The sequence below is a fragment of the Flagellimonas olearia genome (genome assembly GCF_004150225.1).
Classification (GTDB): Bacteria; Bacteroidota; Bacteroidia; order Flavobacteriales; family Flavobacteriaceae; genus Flagellimonas; species Flagellimonas olearia.
Genome location: NZ_ML142907.1, coordinates 744,145 through 759,347, shown reverse-complemented (window position 1 = coordinate 759,347; position 15,203 = coordinate 744,145). Strand labels below are relative to the sequence as shown.

The following is a 15,203-nucleotide window of genomic DNA, read 5'->3' as shown; positions in this document are numbered from 1 at the left end:
CATGCAGGTAGATAACGAAATAGAGGAGATCATCAAAGAGGATATATGGGGTTCCATAAAGGATTTCCTCAACCTCGGATTCCATATTGGCGAAGGGGAAAAGACCATCAACCTTACTATTGGATTGCTTCTATTGCTGACCATCAGTATTGTGGTGGCCAAGTTTGCCCTTAAATGGATCAGATATTTACTTACCCATAAAATGGAGCGCGAAGACAAGCAAAAGTTTTCCAGCGTCTTCAAGTTTACCAATTATGTAATTTATCTAGTGGTGATCCTGGTCACTCTGAGTGGTGCGGGAATAGACATCACGTTGATCATAACGGCCTCTGCCGCCCTGTTCGTGGGTTTGGGTTTGGCGCTGCAGGAACTCTTCAAGGATATTCTTGGAGGTATTATGATCATTGTGGACAAATCCCTTCAAGTGGGGGATATTGTGGAGGTGGATGACAAAGTGGGCAAGATTTTTGAGATAAAGCTCAGGACCACAAGGGCCATTACCCGGGACGACAAGGTGGTGATCATACCCAACCACAAGTTCATCAGTGATATCATGTACAACTACACCCAAAACCACCGCACCACGCGCGAAAGTGTAACTGTGGGAGTGGCCTATGGGAGTAATGTGCAGTTGGTGACCCAGATTTTGGAGCGGGTGGCCGCGGAACAAAAACAAATCCTGAAAAATCCCAAACCCTTTGTGCTTTTTGATGATTTTGGGGATTCGGCACTCATGTTTTCCGTACATTTTTTTACCAATGATAGCTTTAGCGATCCGCGGGTAAAGAGTGAAATGCGGTATAAGATCAATGCATTGTTCGCAGAGAACAATATAAGTATTCCGTTTCCGCAGCGAGATGTACATATCATTCAGCAAAAACCTTAAAACAATAAAGACCTCGGCACGCAATTCAATAATTTGGGGATGTTTAACAGTCCTCATGGTACTTTTGGGTCCAAAAGTGTTGGGTCAGAGTACCGATATTTTAAGAGTGGAATACCTCAATATTCCAGAGAACGATTCGGGAATCAAGACCCAACGGTACAAGTTCCTGTTCAATCTGCCCATAAAGATCAATGCCAAAAAGGATTACCTTATTACAGGCATGGAGTACAACCGTTTTGATATTGGATACTCCCAAGACTTTCCTTTTGACAAGAGTGAACTGATTCGTTTTCATGTAGTGGACATGAACTTGGGGCTCATTACCAAATGGAATCCCAGTTGGAATTTTGTGGCGATTCTTACCCCGAGAATGGCCTCCAATTTTACAAGCGGAACCATTACCGATGATTTTTTTATGAACGCCACGGCGGCATTTTGGAAAGAACAGCCCGATGCCGATAAGCCCTTTCGAATAGTACTGGGGCTCACCTATAACAGTACCACAGGTATTCCAGTGCCCTTGCCCTTGATCAATTACTACAAGAAGTTTCATCCCAAGTGGTCCTACACCATGGGAATACCCCGTTCCAACTTTCGCCATCACTTCAATGAAAAGCATTCTTTGGAATTGGCACTATTCTTGGATGGATATTTTATGAATATCCAGGACAATATTGCTTTGCCCTATAGTCAAATAGCATCGAAGATATCGTTGACCGCCTTGGTAGGTACGTTGGGCTATCAGTACAACATAAACAAGAATATGTCCCTTTTCCTAATGGCCGGACGCTCCTTTGAACAAGAAGGGAAGTTGCGGAACGACAAACAAGGCGATGTTTATTTGTTGAATAATGAGGCAAATTTTTATATTAGGACTGGGTTCAAAATAGGAATCTTTTAAAACACGTGTATGTCTAAAATCTTGGTAATAGAAGACGAATCCGCCATTAGACGGGTTTTGGTGAAAATTTTGGTCGAAGAAAGCGATACCTATAATGTACAAGAGGCCGAAGATGGGTTGAGTGGTATCGAGGCCATTAAAAAAGAAGACTTTGATTTGGTCCTTTGCGATATAAAAATGCCCAAAATGGATGGGGTGGAAGTGTTGGAGGCCGCAAAAAAAATAAAACCGGAGACTCCTTTCATCATGATTTCAGGGCATGGTGATCTGGATACCGCCGTGAACACCATGCGAATGGGAGCGTTTGACTATATCTCAAAACCACCGGACCTTAATCGATTGCTTACTACGGTGCGCAATGCCCTGGACCGAAAAGAGTTGGTGGTAGAAAACAAGATTTTGAAAAAGAAGGTGTCCAAGAACTATGAAATGGTGGGCGATAGTGAAGAAATTGAGGTCATCAAGGAAATGATAGAAAAGGTTGCCCCAACGGATGCCCGCGTACTGATCACGGGGTCCAACGGTACCGGAAAAGAGTTGGTGGCCCACTGGCTGCATCAAAAAAGCCCTAGGTCCGCAGCCCCCTTTATTGAGGTGAACTGTGCGGCCATACCCTCCGAATTGATAGAAAGTGAGCTCTTTGGTCACGTAAAGGGAGCATTTACCTCCGCGGTCAAGGATAGGGCCGGAAAGTTTGAGGCGGCCAACAAAGGCACCATCTTTTTGGACGAGATAGGGGATATGAGCCTTTCGGCACAGGCCAAGGTGCTCCGAGCCCTCCAGGAAAACAAGATTTCCAGGGTAGGTTCGGACAAGGACATCAAAGTGGACGTTAGGGTATTGGCCGCTACCAACAAAGATTTAAAAAAGGAAATAGAGGAAGGTAATTTTAGGGAAGACCTTTACCACCGTTTGGCAGTGATTTTGATAAAGGTCCCTGCGTTGAACGACAGACGGGACGATATCCCCACTCTTATTGAACACTTTGCCAAGAAAATAGCTTCGGAACAAGGCACCGCGCCCAAGGATTTTTCCAAAAAGGCCACCGAATTGCTCAAGAGCTATGATTGGACCGGTAATGTGCGGGAGCTCCGTAATGTGGTGGAGCGACTTATTATTCTAGGGGGCAAGGAAGTATCAGAGGAAGACGTAAAACTCTTCGCCAGCAAATAGATCAGTCGATAACAGCACAGTCATCGAGCTGGGTCAAGGCGTCCTGGGTCAGGGTCTTTACCCGTTGATGGTATTCCTTTTTGTGTGGAGATAGTTCTGTGTTGAGCAAAATCAACCGGGATTCCTCATAAATATTGTTGACAAACCTTCGTGCCTCATTGCAATCCACTTCCTTTACCACTTTTTCCAAGGAAGATTCAAAGCCCAAAAGACAATTGTGTACCTGTTGTTTTACAGCACCGTCATGGGTAAGGAACATCCCATTTTGGTTGTCCAAGGCTTCTTTTGTATTCATTACCAACATGGAGTTGCTGTAGACGCTGGTGTTTTCCTGTTCATAGACTCGTAAAACCTTAATGCCTATCATGGTATTCTCCAAGGCAAGGTGCAGTGATTTTTTGGAAGTTTTGAATGAATCGGTCTTTGTGGCAATCTTTAGTTCAGTAAGTACATTTTCAAGACTTTCAATGGTGCCCTCGCAACCGCAATCCAAAAAGTTGGACCGGGTTTTTTCGATGCCGTTCAAAGCTTTGTAGGCATGGTATTTTGCCATTCCAAAGTCTTTGGCAACAACGGCATCCTCAATTTTGCTCTTGATGTACTCGAGGTTGGAATTGGCATATTCACAAGCATTGGCGCTTGATGTGGATGTCATGGGCCATAGGCCAAGAGGGACCATGGCGAAGACCATAAGTAGGGTAATCTTTCTACATTTCATAACGCATTGGATTTGGGACGTTGCGTTTTTAGGTTTCACTAAGTTAGGGGCAAGCCAGAGCGAAGGTGGAATAAAATCGATAAAAAAGCACTCTTGTCCCATAAACGGTAAAAATGTCGATGAACGGCAGTTTTTTATCAGTTGAAAGAGTGGATAAAATGGACTATATTCAATCCCATGGAAAGAATCAATACGGAAACATATAGGGTAAAAGAAGAGGTAGATTTATCTCAATTAGCTACATATCAGGATTTTGGGGCCTCTGAAAAGGAATTGAAAAAGGCACTCAAGAATATCCGGAAGGATTTGGGGGAGTTCCAGGACACTATGTACGCCCATGGAAAATATGGGGTCTTACTTTGTTTGCAGGGCATGGATACCGCAGGAAAGGACAGCTTGATCAGGGAAGTCTTCAAAGACTTCAATGCAAGGGGAGTGGTAGTCCATAGTTTTAAGGTACCCACCCCATTGGAATTGCGGCATGACTATCTATGGAGGCATTATGTTGCCTTGCCGGAACGGGGCAAGTTTTCCGTATTCAACAGGACCCATTATGAAAATGTACTGGTCACCAAGGTGCACCCCGAATATATTTTAGGTGAAAATTTACCGGATGTGGAGTCCGTCTCCGATATAGATGATGCTTTTTGGGAGAAGCGCTACAGACAAATCAATGATTTTGAAAAGCATGTGGCCGAAAATGGGACCGTGATCTTTAAGTTTTTTTTACACCTCTCCAAGGAAGAACAACGTCAGCGATTATTGCGTAGAATCCATTTAAAGCGAAAAAACTGGAAATTCTCTCCCGGTGATCTTGAAGAGCGCAAACTTTGGGGCGACTATCAAAAATGTTATGAGGAAGCCCTGAACAAAACTTCCAAGGACCATGCGCCTTGGTTTGTGGTTCCGGCGGACAACAAAGAGGCGGCCCGGGTCATTGTGGCATCCGTCATGCTGGAAGCGTTAAAAAAGTACAAAGATATCAAGGAACCCGAGCTCGATGATAAAATAAAGGCTAATTTAGAAACCTTTAAACAAGAACTGGAAAAAGAATCCCCATGAGAAAAGTACTCCTTTTGGCCCTTTTGCTGGCAAGTACCCCATTTTTTTCACAATCCGATGACGAAAAACAGATCAAGGCCATATACGACAAAGCCCTAACCGATGGGCAGGCGTACGAATGGTTGAATTACCTTTCCAATCAGATTGGTGGTCGTTTGTCAGGTTCGGTACAGGCCCAACAGGCCGTGGAGTACACCAAAGGCCAATTGGATTCCCTGGGCTTGGACCGAGTATGGTTGCAGCCCGTAATGGTGCCCAAATGGGTGAGGGGACTCCCGGAGTTTGCCTATATGGAGACCAAACCTGGACTCACTACCAACATGCCCATTTGTGCCTTGGGAGGTTCCGTGGCCACGCCAGATGGTGGCCTAAAGGCCAATATTGTTGAGGTGCAGGGGATAGAAGACCTTCAAAAACTGGGTAAGGACAAAATTGCCGGAAAAATTGTTTTTTACAACCGCCCAATGGACCCTACACTGATCAGTACTTTTGCATCCTATTCCGGTTGTGTGGACCAACGGTATTCCGGTGCTGCCGAGGCGGCCAAATATGGTGCTTTGGGTGTGATCGTGCGTTCCATGAACCTGCGCTCGGATGATTATCCGCATACAGGCTCCATGAGCTATGGCGATACGCCCGTTTCGCAAAGGATTCCGGCGGCGGCCATCAGTACCAACGGGGCCGATTTGTTGAGCACCACCCTAAAACTCAACCCCAATATCAAATTTTATTTTAAGCAGAACTGCAAACAATACGAGGATGTGCAATCCTACAACGTCATTGGCGAGATCAAGGGAAGTACCTATCCCAATGAAGTCATGGTCGTAGGTGGACATTTGGATTCTTGGGATTTGGGCGATGGTTCCCACGACGATGGTGCCGGTTGTGTACAGAGCATGGACGTTCTTCGATTGTTGAAGAAAACGGGATACAAGCCCAAGCGTACCATTCGCGTAGTGTTGTTCATGAATGAGGAAAACGGCCTCCGCGGAGGTAACAAATATGCCGAAGTGGCCCAAAGCAAGAACGAAAACCACGTCTTTGCCTTGGAAAGCGATTCAGGTGGATTTACCCCAAGGGGTTTTTCTCTGGATTGTTCCGATGAAAATTTTGACCAGATCCAAAGCTGGAAAAGTTTGTTCGAGCCTTATCTGATCCATTTGTTCGTGAAAGGGTATAGTGGTGCCGACATTGGCCCCATGAAAAACCCGGATATTGTCCTGGCCGGTCTGGTGCCCGATTCACAGCGGTATTTTGACCATCACCATGCCGAGAACGACACTTTTGAGCATGTGAACAAACGCGAGCTGGAACTGGGCGCAGCCTCCATGGCCAGTCTGGTGTACCTAATGGATAAATACGGTGCCATCCCAACCTCAAAAATAAAGGGGTAATCGGGTATTAACCTTCCAACATCCGTTCGATTCTTTTGTCTGGGATGAGCCAAATCAGGGCCACCAAGACAAACATGGCCCCGGATACCCATGGGGTGATCCAAGCAAAAGCGATTCCAATAAGGTATAGAATGGGGGAAAGTTTGCCTTTCAAGTCCTTGCCTACCGCCTTTTTCAATACGGAGTCCTCTCCCTGTGTTTTAATGATGGTGTACTGTAGATAGAAATATGCCAATGCCGCCATCAAAAGGATGACACCATATAGGGCAATTGGGTTTTCCGCAAAATGGTTTTCACCCATCCATCCGGTCACAAAGGGAACCAAGGAGAGCCAGAACAAAAGATGCAGATTGGCCCAAAGTACCTTTCCCGTGACTTTTTTTACCGTGTGCATCATGTGGTGATGGTTGTTCCAATAGATGCCCAAATAGATAAAACTGAGCACATAGCTCAAAAAAACCGGGATCAAAGGTACAAGGTCCGTGAATTCCTCCCCGTGGGGAACCTTGATTTCCAAAACCATGATGGTGATGATGATGGCCAGTACGCCATCGCTGAAAGCTTCCATTCGTCCTTTGGTCATAATAGTGGTATTTAGGGTTAGATCGTACGCCTAATATACCAAAATGACCATTCACCCCAACTTTGAGGTTGAAACAAGCTTGGGCTTTGTGGTCTTTCGCATTTTTTTGGGGCCGTACCACAGCCAAAAACCGGTGATGGTAAAGACCAGTAGCGAAACTCCCATTACCGTGGTGTACACCAATTTTATCACTCCCGAAGTTCCCAGATAACGGTCCAGAATGGAGCCGTCATGTACTTTTTCCAAAAAATCCGATCGGCGTTGACCTACAGAAAGCACATCGCCCGTGGCAGCATCCAATTGTACCTCGTAGTATTCGTCCACAAAGACAAACTTTACCATGCCCTTGTCCTTGCGCATATCAATCCGGTCCAGTTCCAAGGAAAGCTGTGGCGAAACGGAGTTGTGCAAGGTGTTGCAGGCAATGGTGTGCAGGCTGTCCACGGGGAGCCAGTCCCGTAAATCGGTGGAAGTACCCTTTTGCGACTCGGGAAGGATCATCCCGGCGGTGTTCTTTTTCCAGCCCAGCAACAGGCCGGAGACCGATATGAAAAAGAAGAACACAAATAAAAAGGCACCCGTGGTACGGTGTACTTTTCTAAAAACCCGTAAAATTTTCGCCTGCTTTTTTCTTTTCCCCATACAACTGTAAAATCGGTACAAACAATCCTATAAAAATCGGCAAAATTTATGAGATTTCCAGAAATTTAAGACTTATGGGATTCTCCCGTTTTTGGGTTCCATAAGCGGTACCTGATGAACCGTTCATTGCCCACATGGAGCTCACGTTCCCTTACAAACCCCAAACGAAGCAAACCTTGTACGCGGGTGCGCGTGGGTGGGAACAATACGGTTACCGAAGGCAGTCCCATCTCCCCAAAAGCCTTTTTAATGATACCTTTATACAAGCTTTTGCCCAGTCCCCAATAATCTGGATGGAGGACCAAGGCCAGATCGGCCTCCCCATTTTCGGGCTGTAGGCCGCCCCAACCTGCAAACGTGCCATCCACCACAAAGGCCCATGGGCCGTACCCGTGTTCCTGCCACAGTTGTTCCTTGGCGGTGATGAAGGCCTTGCAGTGCTCCTCGGTGAAATTTTCTTTTAGCAAGGGCATTTGGCGGCGGACCAAGGGATGGTTCATTAAGGCAATGAGCTGCGAATTTTCAATTTCGGGGAGGCGTTTGTAGGCTATATGCATGTTTGGGAACGGTTTGGATCCTATGAGGAGGATTGGTCGGGATTCTGTTCCAAAATAACAAGGGTGAGCTTTTTTTCCTGCATGATCACCTGTACCGTTTTTCCTTCCTCAAAACCCAATTCCTTGAGCCAATGGCCCTCCAACCGTATTTCCGGTACCAGAATGTTGTCCCAGGTACGGCGACGGAATTTGGAATGGATTTTTAGTTTTCGATGCATGATTTAAGTTTAAATGTTCGGAATAACGAACACGGGATAGAAAGAAATTCTGGATATTTGTTTTGTGGACAAAGAAGAGCTAAAAATGAAACTCAGAAAGCGGTTGGTCCAACTCCGGGAAGAAAAGGGGTTGCGGCAAGCCGATTTGGCATATGCTTGTGGTAAAGATCGACAAGCTTTGGAGAAGATTGAAAATGGGAGGGTAAATCCCACGGTCTACACCTTATATGAAATTGCCCAAGTTCTGGAAGTGCCCTTGCTGGAGCTTTTTAGGTTTTAAGAACAAATGAGAATATAACTTTTCGGGTTTTCATATATTACCTGTCATTATTCAGCAAGTAAAACTGAAATAGATTCATCATCAAAGATATTAGAAAGCCAACAACAAAAATATTATGGATAAAGTATATAATGTTGGCGAATCTACTTTGAGGATTGAAATTATCAGTAAATAGAATGTTTAAAGTGTATGGTAATATTTGTCTATAGTTCCAGAATTGATCTTTTTTAATAGTTTCGATTTCTTCAACTATGCTGGTTTTATCAGATTCTATTTCTTTTATATAGTCTTTGAAAATTTCCGACAAAGTAGTTTTTTTACTGTCTGTAGTAAACTCAAATAACTTTGATCCCTTTAAAGTGTAAATCTGGATTATCTTATAATAATCACCTCCTGGTATTGGGTTTTTTTGGGAGTTTCCCCTTAACATGAAGGAATCAAGAAAAACAATTTTTTTATTGTCCAGTGAATCCCATTTTATTTTTTTTAAAAAATAAGAGTATTCTTCAATGAAACTTTCCAATTCTGGTTTCTGCTTTTCTATTAACTGCTGTTCGATTTGTTTTTCTGTCTCAACAGCTTTTTTGAGTTTTTCACTTCTCTCAAATGATACAATGTCCTTCTCTATTTTAATGCTACTAACATCATTCTTTATTAGGATGAGATAGACAACAGGAAATGCAACAAGATGGAAGAATATAAATACAGCAATAGTTTGGAGTAGCAGCTTTATTTGTTTTGTTTTTTTTCTTTTTCCAATTCTCCAAAATATCCGAGCAGAATAGATAAAAACAATAAGAACGATAAAGTCTAAAAAGTATTGAAGCATTTATTTTTTGATTGAATTTAATCAAAGAAATCCTTCTAAAAAGTAATAAAAAACCACCAATAATCCATTGCACAGTTTTGCGAAGCAGAAGAATACAGAATTATTCCATCACTTCGGCCACCAATTTGGTATCCGTATATTGGGTAAACTTGGTGATCTTTCCATTTTTCAGGACATACCGATGGGCAAAATCCGAGGTCATGGATTTTCCGGTTTTGGCATAAGTGCCCTTGTACCGTCCAATGGCAAAGACCGATTCGCCGGCATCCACATATTCGTCAATGGTTGCGGCCCAAGAGGTCCAGTTATCCCCAAAATTCTGGAACACGTTCTTGAGAATGGCATCAAACCCAATATGGTGCCCTCCGTTGGGAAAGCCCTTCATTTGGATCCATTCAATGTCCGGGGCAAATTTCTCCTTTATGGCGTTGGTGTCTCCTTTGGAGAAGTCTTGGTACAACTCCTTTATGGTTTCAATGTTCGATTTCATTCCTTGTGAATCTATGCGGTTCGTTTTATAGTTTGATGACGTAGGAGGTCATGCTCTTGATCTTTTCGCCTTTGGCTCCTTTGAATTCGTAAAAGTCCGAAAAGGCATACTGCTTTCCGTTCCGCATCACCATGGTCCCGCGTACAGCCCCTTCTTTTCCGTGGCTAAGGATCTGGTCCAAGAATAATTCCGATATGTTTTCGGTGGTCATTTGTTCCAATGCATCGGCGAATTGCTCCCTACCCTCTATTTTTCCATTCCCGACAATGGTCCAGACGATATCATCCGTTACGTTGTCCAAAAGGAACTTTGCATTGGCTTTGGCAAACGCACTGTTGAATTCTTTCAGGAATGCCATTTTGGGGGAATTTCCGCAGTTGGGCTTTGAAGTGATTTTTGTCATCCAGCAAGTTTTGGTCTAAGTTCAGGGTTTTTTACGTAGGACCAAAATGAAAAACAAAATGGCCTGCGGCATGTAATACACCGCAGGCCATTTCAATAAGTATTGGTCCAAGTTTCCTAAAATGTGGCCGCATCGATCACGTAGCGGTACCGTGCTTCCTTGTTCACCACTTTGTTCCAGGCTTCGTTCACTTCTTCGGCCTTAATGATCTGGATTTCCGGCTTGATCCCATTATCGGCACAAAAATGTACCACCTCTTGGGTCTCGGGAATGCCCCCGATCAATGAGGCATTAAAATTGACCCGGGAACTGGCCAAGGCCAAATTGTTAAAGCTCAATTGAAACCCGTTGGGCATGCCCACATAGGTAAAGTGCCCGTAGGGCTTTACACAGGCCACATACGGGGCCACCTCATATTGGTAGGGGATGGTACTGATCATATAGTCCAATTTTTTCTGGTAGGGTTGAAGGTTCTTGAGGTCTTCATCAACCACTATCACTTCCTTGGCGCCCCATGATTCAATATCCGCAACCTTGTCCGGGGATGTGGTGAAGGCATACACTTCGGCACCTTTGGCCACGGCAAGTTTAACAGCCAAATGACCCAATCCGCCTATGCCGGCCACCCCTACTTTGTCCCCTAATTTAAAATTGGCGTTGATGATGGGCGAATAAGTAGTTATCCCTGCGCAAAGTAGGGGAGCGGCCTCCTGAAAACTGATGTGCTCTGGGATATGTACCGCAAAATGATCGCGAACCACAATGTTGGTGGCATAGCCTCCTTGGGAAATCCCGGTGGGGGAAGAAGCTTCGGGGTACCCGTAGGTGAACACGGTTTCGCCCCTTTCGCAAAAATGTTCCTCGCCATGGGTGCAGCTATGGCATTCCATGCAGCTGTCCACCATACATCCCACGCCGGCGCGGTCGCCCACTTTGAATTTGGTGACATTTTTGCCTACCTCGGCAACCACCCCCACAATCTCGTGTCCGGGGATTTGTGGATATTGTTGTGGTCCCCAATCGCCTTTCATCTGGTGGATGTCCGAGTGGCAAATGCTGGCGTATTTGATTTCGATGAGGATGTCGTCATCGCCCACGGGCCTACGTTCAAATTCCCATGGTTTTAGGGTTCCCGATGCATCAAATGCGGCATACCCTTTGGAGGTAATGTTCTTTTTCATAGTTGTATTTTTTGAATGTGTGTGTTGTGCAAAGAGGGGTATGGGGCCACTTAACATGAGGCCAGCACCGGTCATGGCAGACTGTTGGATGAATCCCCTCCGCGATTGTTGTTTCCCTGATTTCATTGGTGCTTATTCGGCTGTGTTGTACTGTTCGTCGGTCACGGCCTCCATCCAGTCCACGACCCCATTTTCGGTGTTGGGAACAATGTAGAGTTGCTGTAGGCCTGTATCGGCGCTGGCCCCATGCCAATGCTTTGCATTGGGAGGACATTTTATCACATCGCCCTTTTTTATGATTTCAATGGGCTGACCCTCAATTTGATGGTACCCAACCCCATCGGTAATGATCAAAATCTGCCCGGAAGGGTGGGTGTGCCAATTGCTCCTGGCTCCAGGCTCAAAATACACATTGCCCACCAAGCTGGTGTAGATGGAATCCATGGGGACGAGGCCATAGTTATAGGCATTCCCAGTGAAAAATTCGGCAGGTCCCTTTTCCCCTTTGGGGAATATGGCCTCCAATGCAGTTTCTTTTGATTCTTCTTTTTCTTTCATGTTCTTTGATTTTTGTTCGTTGCAGGAAACCACCAAGATGATGGTGAAGGCTGCAATGATGTGTATTGTTTTCATACTGAATCAGTGATATGTTTTATGATTTTTGCCGGGATTCCGCCCACCACAACATTATCGGGGACATCTTTGGTGACAACGGCGCCAGCGGCGACCACGGAGTTCTCACCAATGGTGACTCCTTGGGTAATGGTGGCGTTGGCCCCGACCCAAACGTTCTTTTTTAGGTGGATGTGTCCCACGGTCAGTGCCTGCCTTTTTTCTGCGGGCAAGGGGTGACCTTCGGACAGTAACCGGACGTTTGGAGCCAGCATAACGTTGTCTTCCAGAGTGATACCGCCCAAATCCAGAAAAGTACAGCCGAAGTTTATGAATACATTCTTGCCAAGCTTCGTGTTCTTGCCATAATTGATATGGAAAGGGGTGAAAATCCCTGTGCCGGCATCAATTTGGGAATTGGTGATCTTTCCCAGGATCTCCCGTATTTCGGCAGGGTCTGTGGAATTGTTCAATTGGACCAACAGTTTCCTTGTATCCCCGCATTCCTTTCTGATATGGGGATATTCGGGGTCATTGAAAGGTACGGTTTCCCCTTTCCTGAGCCGTTCGAAGATATGTATATCCTGCAATCCCACGCTTTTTTGTTTTCTCGATACAAAGGTAGATGGCCTTATCCTGAATGGATAAAGACTTTCAAACCAATATGTATAAAATTCAAACTCTTATGCTCTCAATGAGGTCGGGGTGGCCCCAGTGTGTTTTTTAAAGAAATTGTTGAAGTAGGTGGGGTATTCAAATCCCAAGGCATAGGCAACCTCGGAAATGTTCCAGTCCGTATGCTGTAGAATGGATTTGGCCTCAAGGGTTATCCTATCCGAAATATGGCCTGTTGTGGACTTTCCCGTGACTTCTTTCACGGCCCGGTTCAGATAGTTGACATGTACCGACAGTTGTTTGGCATAATCCTTTGCACTCCTCAGTTGAAGGGGGCGGTCGGGGCTTTCAATGGGAAATTGGCGTTCCAAAAGTTCCATAAATACGGAGGCCAGCCTACGGGTAGTCGGATTTTTGTTCCTCTATCATTTTCTGGAAGATACCGTTCAGAAATTCTCGCTGTTCTTCCGTAATGTTCAAAATAGGAGTACCGTCCAACTTGAACAGTGGCGATTTCTGCAAGCTGTCCGACCGGTTGTGCGGATCCAAAAAATCTTCCGAGAACAAACAGGTATAGCCCACATAACTGGTGGAAAGTGTCTCCCAGGAATAGGGGATATGTGGATTCCCAAAAAATAGGACGGTGCCCTCCGCATCAAAGGTCCTATCGGCGTAATGGATTTTGCTCTTGCCCGTAGTCAGGCAAATTTTGTAAAATTCCTTACGGCTGTATACGCGGGTCGCATTGCCATCTTCCTCGATTTGGAAAACATTGAAGCCTTTTAGTTTGAGCTCGGTATTGAAGTCTGATAGGGTACGCATAGCAACCCTAAAGTTAAGGAATTCAAATATTTTTCTATTAAAAAGTCTCGAATTTTACAGCCCCTGATCATTTTTTAGGGGTAGAAGCGTCAGGCATTATTTCTTGGTCCCTACAAACCGCACCACCGAACCAGTTCCCGAGTGGTAAAGCCCTTCATTGAGCTCAACTTCCTTTTCCACAAGTTCGGTAATTTCGTAATCCGTAAAATCTTCGAGCAATTCCTCTATGGAGAAAAGGCTTTCCAAATCCCTTGGGCCACCTACTTTGGGATTTTTCTCTCGGTACGGCAGATGTTTTTTTCCAAAAGCCTCAAAGATCACCGTTCCCCCCTTACGTAAATAGTTGTTGAGCAGTTTGTGGTATGCGGATTTAATGGAGGCTGGAAAATGGGCATAGATCAATGCAATGGCATCAAATTGCCCTTTGGTATACTCCAAATTTGGAAGTTGGCCTACTTTGTAGTCCAAGGAAACTTGGTTCTTTTCGGCGAGCTGCAATGCTTTTTTACGTCCTTCGGTACTGATGTCGAATGCGGAAACGGTCCATCCCAATTTGGCGGCATACACGGCATTGCGGCCTTCGCCCTCAGCCGCAAAAAGGATGTTCCCGGGCTGAAGTTTTTGTAATTGTTCTCGCAGATACTCATTGGGTTTTTCCCCAAAGGCGTATGCGGTGTTGCTATACCGTTCGTCCCATCGTTTTAACCAAGGGTCACTCATGCTTTTTTATTTTAAAGGGTCTTCCTATTTGATTTCAAATACTTCTTTGAGCTTGTTTTTTAGGGCGTCCCCGCGGATAAACCGTGCCACGATTTTTCCATTTTCATCAATGAGTAAATTGTCCGGGATGTCCCGTACCCCATAGATCATGGCGGCTTCATTGTTGGCTCCTTTTAGGTCACTAACGTTGGTCCAAGTGAGCCCATCTTTTTCAATGGCCCCTTTCCATCGATTTTCATCGGAATCCAAGGAAACTCCCAAGATTTCAAATCCTTGGTCATGGTACTGGTCATAGAGTTCCACCAGTTCAGGATTGAAACTTCGGCATGGCCCGCACCAAGAAGCCCAAAATTCCAATAAGGTATACTTGCCTTTTACGTTAGAAAGTCGGACCATTTGACCATCTGGGTCGGACTGTTCAAAATCGACATAGGTGTCACCGATGGCAAGGGTCTGGTTCTTGGCAATGAATTCCTGTATGGCCTTTCCTTCTTCCGAAGTCTGTAGTTCCGTGCCCAAGGAAGAAAACAATTGCTCGGTCTTATGGCTCCCAAGACGTTCCTTGGACCAGTTCAATCGGGTAAGGCTTTCATAGGATTCTGGATATTCCGCAATAAACTTTTGGTTAATGCCCACCTCCACATTCTGCATTTGCTCATAGATTGTAAAAAGGGAATCCCTATTGCTGTCCGTTACCATGGCCTCCAATTTTTCCATTTCATTAAAAAGGGAATCTTTGCGTGCCAAAAGTAAAGCGGACTCATCCTGTGTTTTGGAGCCGGTTATTTCGGCATCCGAAAAACGTCCTTTTTCGCCAACAACCCTTATTTTGGCATTTTCCAACCAGAAGGTCTTGTCGTCCCTGCTATTGGGCATTCGTACATGGGCCAAAGTAGGACGGTCCAGATTTCCCTTAAACTGAAACTTTTCACCCATGACAACCGTAGAGTCCACAACTTTATGGGTGTTGGGAAAGAAGTACAGGAGAATATGGGTTCCATCAGGTACATTCTTTGCGGTTCCTTGGATGTTATACCCATCGGTACCTGTTTTGTTTTGGCATGAAATTGTTATTGCAAATATTAGGAAGATGATGCAGAGTTGTTTCATTGGATGG

At 45.0% G+C, this 15,203-nt stretch carries 21 protein-coding genes; 6 read left to right on the top strand and 15 right to left on the bottom strand.

What is annotated here, in order from left to right; all coding sequences use genetic code 11:
- The first annotated feature begins 1 nt into the window (after window position 1).
- Genes DN53_RS03500 through DN53_RS03490 form a run of 3 tightly spaced genes read left to right on the top strand, consistent with a single transcriptional unit; the run spans window position 2 to window position 2,960 of the window.
- Window positions 2–886: a mechanosensitive ion channel family protein gene (locus DN53_RS03500; RefSeq protein ID WP_129653013.1), complete on the top strand. Its 885-nt coding sequence runs from the start codon at window positions 2–4 to the stop codon at window positions 884–886.
- Window positions 887–941: 55 nt separating this feature from the next.
- On the top strand, window positions 942–1,787 hold the full coding sequence (locus tag DN53_RS03495; RefSeq protein ID WP_242502056.1) for a DUF6268 family outer membrane beta-barrel protein: 846 nt from the start codon (window positions 942–944) through the stop codon (window positions 1,785–1,787).
- Window positions 1,788–1,796: 9 nt separating this feature from the next.
- Window positions 1,797–2,960, top strand: coding sequence for a sigma-54-dependent transcriptional regulator (locus tag DN53_RS03490; RefSeq protein WP_129653012.1), 1,164 nt, complete (start codon window positions 1,797–1,799; stop codon window positions 2,958–2,960).
- Window position 2,961: 1 nt separating this feature from the next.
- On the opposite strand, the gene DN53_RS03485 is transcribed toward DN53_RS03490, so the two are convergent.
- Window positions 2,962–3,678: a hypothetical protein gene (locus tag DN53_RS03485; protein ID WP_129653011.1), complete on the bottom strand. Its 717-nt coding sequence runs from the start codon at window positions 3,676–3,678 to the stop codon at window positions 2,962–2,964.
- Between the two features lie 177 nt (window positions 3,679–3,855).
- On the opposite strand from DN53_RS03485, the gene DN53_RS03480 reads away from it, so the two are divergent.
- Both DN53_RS03480 and DN53_RS03475 read left to right on the top strand, forming a co-directional pair.
- Window positions 3,856–4,740 carry a PPK2 family polyphosphate kinase gene (locus DN53_RS03480; protein ID WP_129653010.1) on the top strand — a complete coding sequence of 295 codons (885 nt, stop codon included), beginning with the start codon at window positions 3,856–3,858 and terminating at the stop codon, window positions 4,738–4,740.
- Window positions 4,737–6,134, top strand: a complete 1,398-nt coding sequence (locus DN53_RS03475) for a M20/M25/M40 family metallo-hydrolase (RefSeq protein ID WP_129653009.1) — start codon at window positions 4,737–4,739, stop codon at window positions 6,132–6,134. Before DN53_RS03480 ends, DN53_RS03475 begins: the two co-directional genes overlap by 4 nt.
- 7 nt (window positions 6,135–6,141) lie before the next feature.
- On the opposite strand, the gene DN53_RS03470 is transcribed toward DN53_RS03475, so the two are convergent.
- The 4 genes from DN53_RS03470 to DN53_RS03455 form a co-directional block, all read right to left on the bottom strand.
- Window positions 6,142–6,717: a TMEM175 family protein gene (locus tag DN53_RS03470; protein WP_129653008.1), complete on the bottom strand. Its 576-nt coding sequence runs from the start codon at window positions 6,715–6,717 to the stop codon at window positions 6,142–6,144.
- 51 nt (window positions 6,718–6,768) lie between these two features.
- Entirely contained in the window at window positions 6,769–7,359 is a 591-nt protein-coding gene (locus DN53_RS03465; RefSeq protein WP_129653007.1) for a PepSY domain-containing protein, read from the bottom strand.
- 65 nt (window positions 7,360–7,424) lie between these two features.
- A complete protein-coding gene (locus DN53_RS03460; RefSeq protein ID WP_129653006.1) occupies window positions 7,425–7,916 on the bottom strand; it encodes a GNAT family N-acetyltransferase in 492 nt (163 codons plus the stop codon).
- Between the two features lie 20 nt (window positions 7,917–7,936).
- Window positions 7,937–8,134 (bottom strand): SymE family type I addiction module toxin, encoded by a 198-nt coding sequence (locus DN53_RS03455; RefSeq protein ID WP_129653005.1) that lies wholly within the window; start codon window positions 8,132–8,134, stop codon window positions 7,937–7,939.
- Window positions 8,135–8,219: 85 nt separating this feature from the next.
- Here DN53_RS03455 and DN53_RS03450 point away from each other — a divergent pair, with 85 nt between their 5' ends.
- Window positions 8,220–8,414, top strand: a complete 195-nt coding sequence (locus DN53_RS03450; protein ID WP_236640870.1) for a helix-turn-helix transcriptional regulator — start codon at window positions 8,220–8,222, stop codon at window positions 8,412–8,414.
- Between the two features lie 37 nt (window positions 8,415–8,451).
- Here the strand turns inward: DN53_RS03450 and DN53_RS03445 are convergent, their stop codons facing one another.
- From DN53_RS03445 to DN53_RS03405, 10 genes are all read right to left on the bottom strand, one after another.
- Window positions 8,452–9,243, bottom strand: a complete 792-nt coding sequence (locus tag DN53_RS03445; RefSeq protein ID WP_129653003.1) for a hypothetical protein — start codon at window positions 9,241–9,243, stop codon at window positions 8,452–8,454.
- Between the two features lie 100 nt (window positions 9,244–9,343).
- Window positions 9,344–9,733: a nuclear transport factor 2 family protein gene (locus DN53_RS03440; protein WP_129653002.1), complete on the bottom strand. Its 390-nt coding sequence runs from the start codon at window positions 9,731–9,733 to the stop codon at window positions 9,344–9,346.
- A 25-nt stretch (window positions 9,734–9,758) separates the two neighbouring features.
- Window positions 9,759–10,136, bottom strand: a complete 378-nt coding sequence (locus DN53_RS03435) for a nuclear transport factor 2 family protein (protein WP_129653001.1) — start codon at window positions 10,134–10,136, stop codon at window positions 9,759–9,761.
- Window positions 10,137–10,252: 116 nt separating this feature from the next.
- Complete coding sequence (locus DN53_RS03430; RefSeq protein WP_242502055.1) at window positions 10,253–11,317, bottom strand: NAD(P)-dependent alcohol dehydrogenase; 1,065 nt, start codon at window positions 11,315–11,317, stop codon at window positions 10,253–10,255.
- A 132-nt stretch (window positions 11,318–11,449) separates the two neighbouring features.
- The gene (locus DN53_RS03425) at window positions 11,450–11,950 is read right to left on the bottom strand and encodes a cupin domain-containing protein (protein WP_129652999.1); all 501 of its coding nucleotides are present in this window, start codon (window positions 11,948–11,950) and stop codon (window positions 11,450–11,452) included.
- Entirely contained in the window at window positions 11,947–12,519 is a 573-nt protein-coding gene (locus tag DN53_RS03420; RefSeq protein WP_129652998.1) for a sugar O-acetyltransferase, read from the bottom strand. The genes DN53_RS03425 and DN53_RS03420 overlap by 4 nt, the downstream gene beginning before the upstream one ends.
- 93 nt (window positions 12,520–12,612) lie before the next feature.
- Window positions 12,613–12,924, bottom strand: coding sequence for a helix-turn-helix domain-containing protein (locus DN53_RS18145; RefSeq protein WP_313790125.1), 312 nt, complete (start codon window positions 12,922–12,924; stop codon window positions 12,613–12,615).
- A gap of 16 nt (window positions 12,925–12,940) precedes the next feature.
- Window positions 12,941–13,366 carry a hypothetical protein gene (locus tag DN53_RS18140; protein ID WP_313790124.1) on the bottom strand — a complete coding sequence of 142 codons (426 nt, stop codon included), beginning with the start codon at window positions 13,364–13,366 and terminating at the stop codon, window positions 12,941–12,943.
- Between the two features lie 96 nt (window positions 13,367–13,462).
- Window positions 13,463–14,086: a class I SAM-dependent methyltransferase gene (locus DN53_RS03410; protein WP_129652997.1), complete on the bottom strand. Its 624-nt coding sequence runs from the start codon at window positions 14,084–14,086 to the stop codon at window positions 13,463–13,465.
- A gap of 24 nt (window positions 14,087–14,110) precedes the next feature.
- The gene (locus DN53_RS03405; protein ID WP_129652996.1) at window positions 14,111–15,196 is read right to left on the bottom strand and encodes a TlpA disulfide reductase family protein; all 1,086 of its coding nucleotides are present in this window, start codon (window positions 15,194–15,196) and stop codon (window positions 14,111–14,113) included.
- Window positions 15,197–15,203 lie beyond the last annotated feature (7 nt).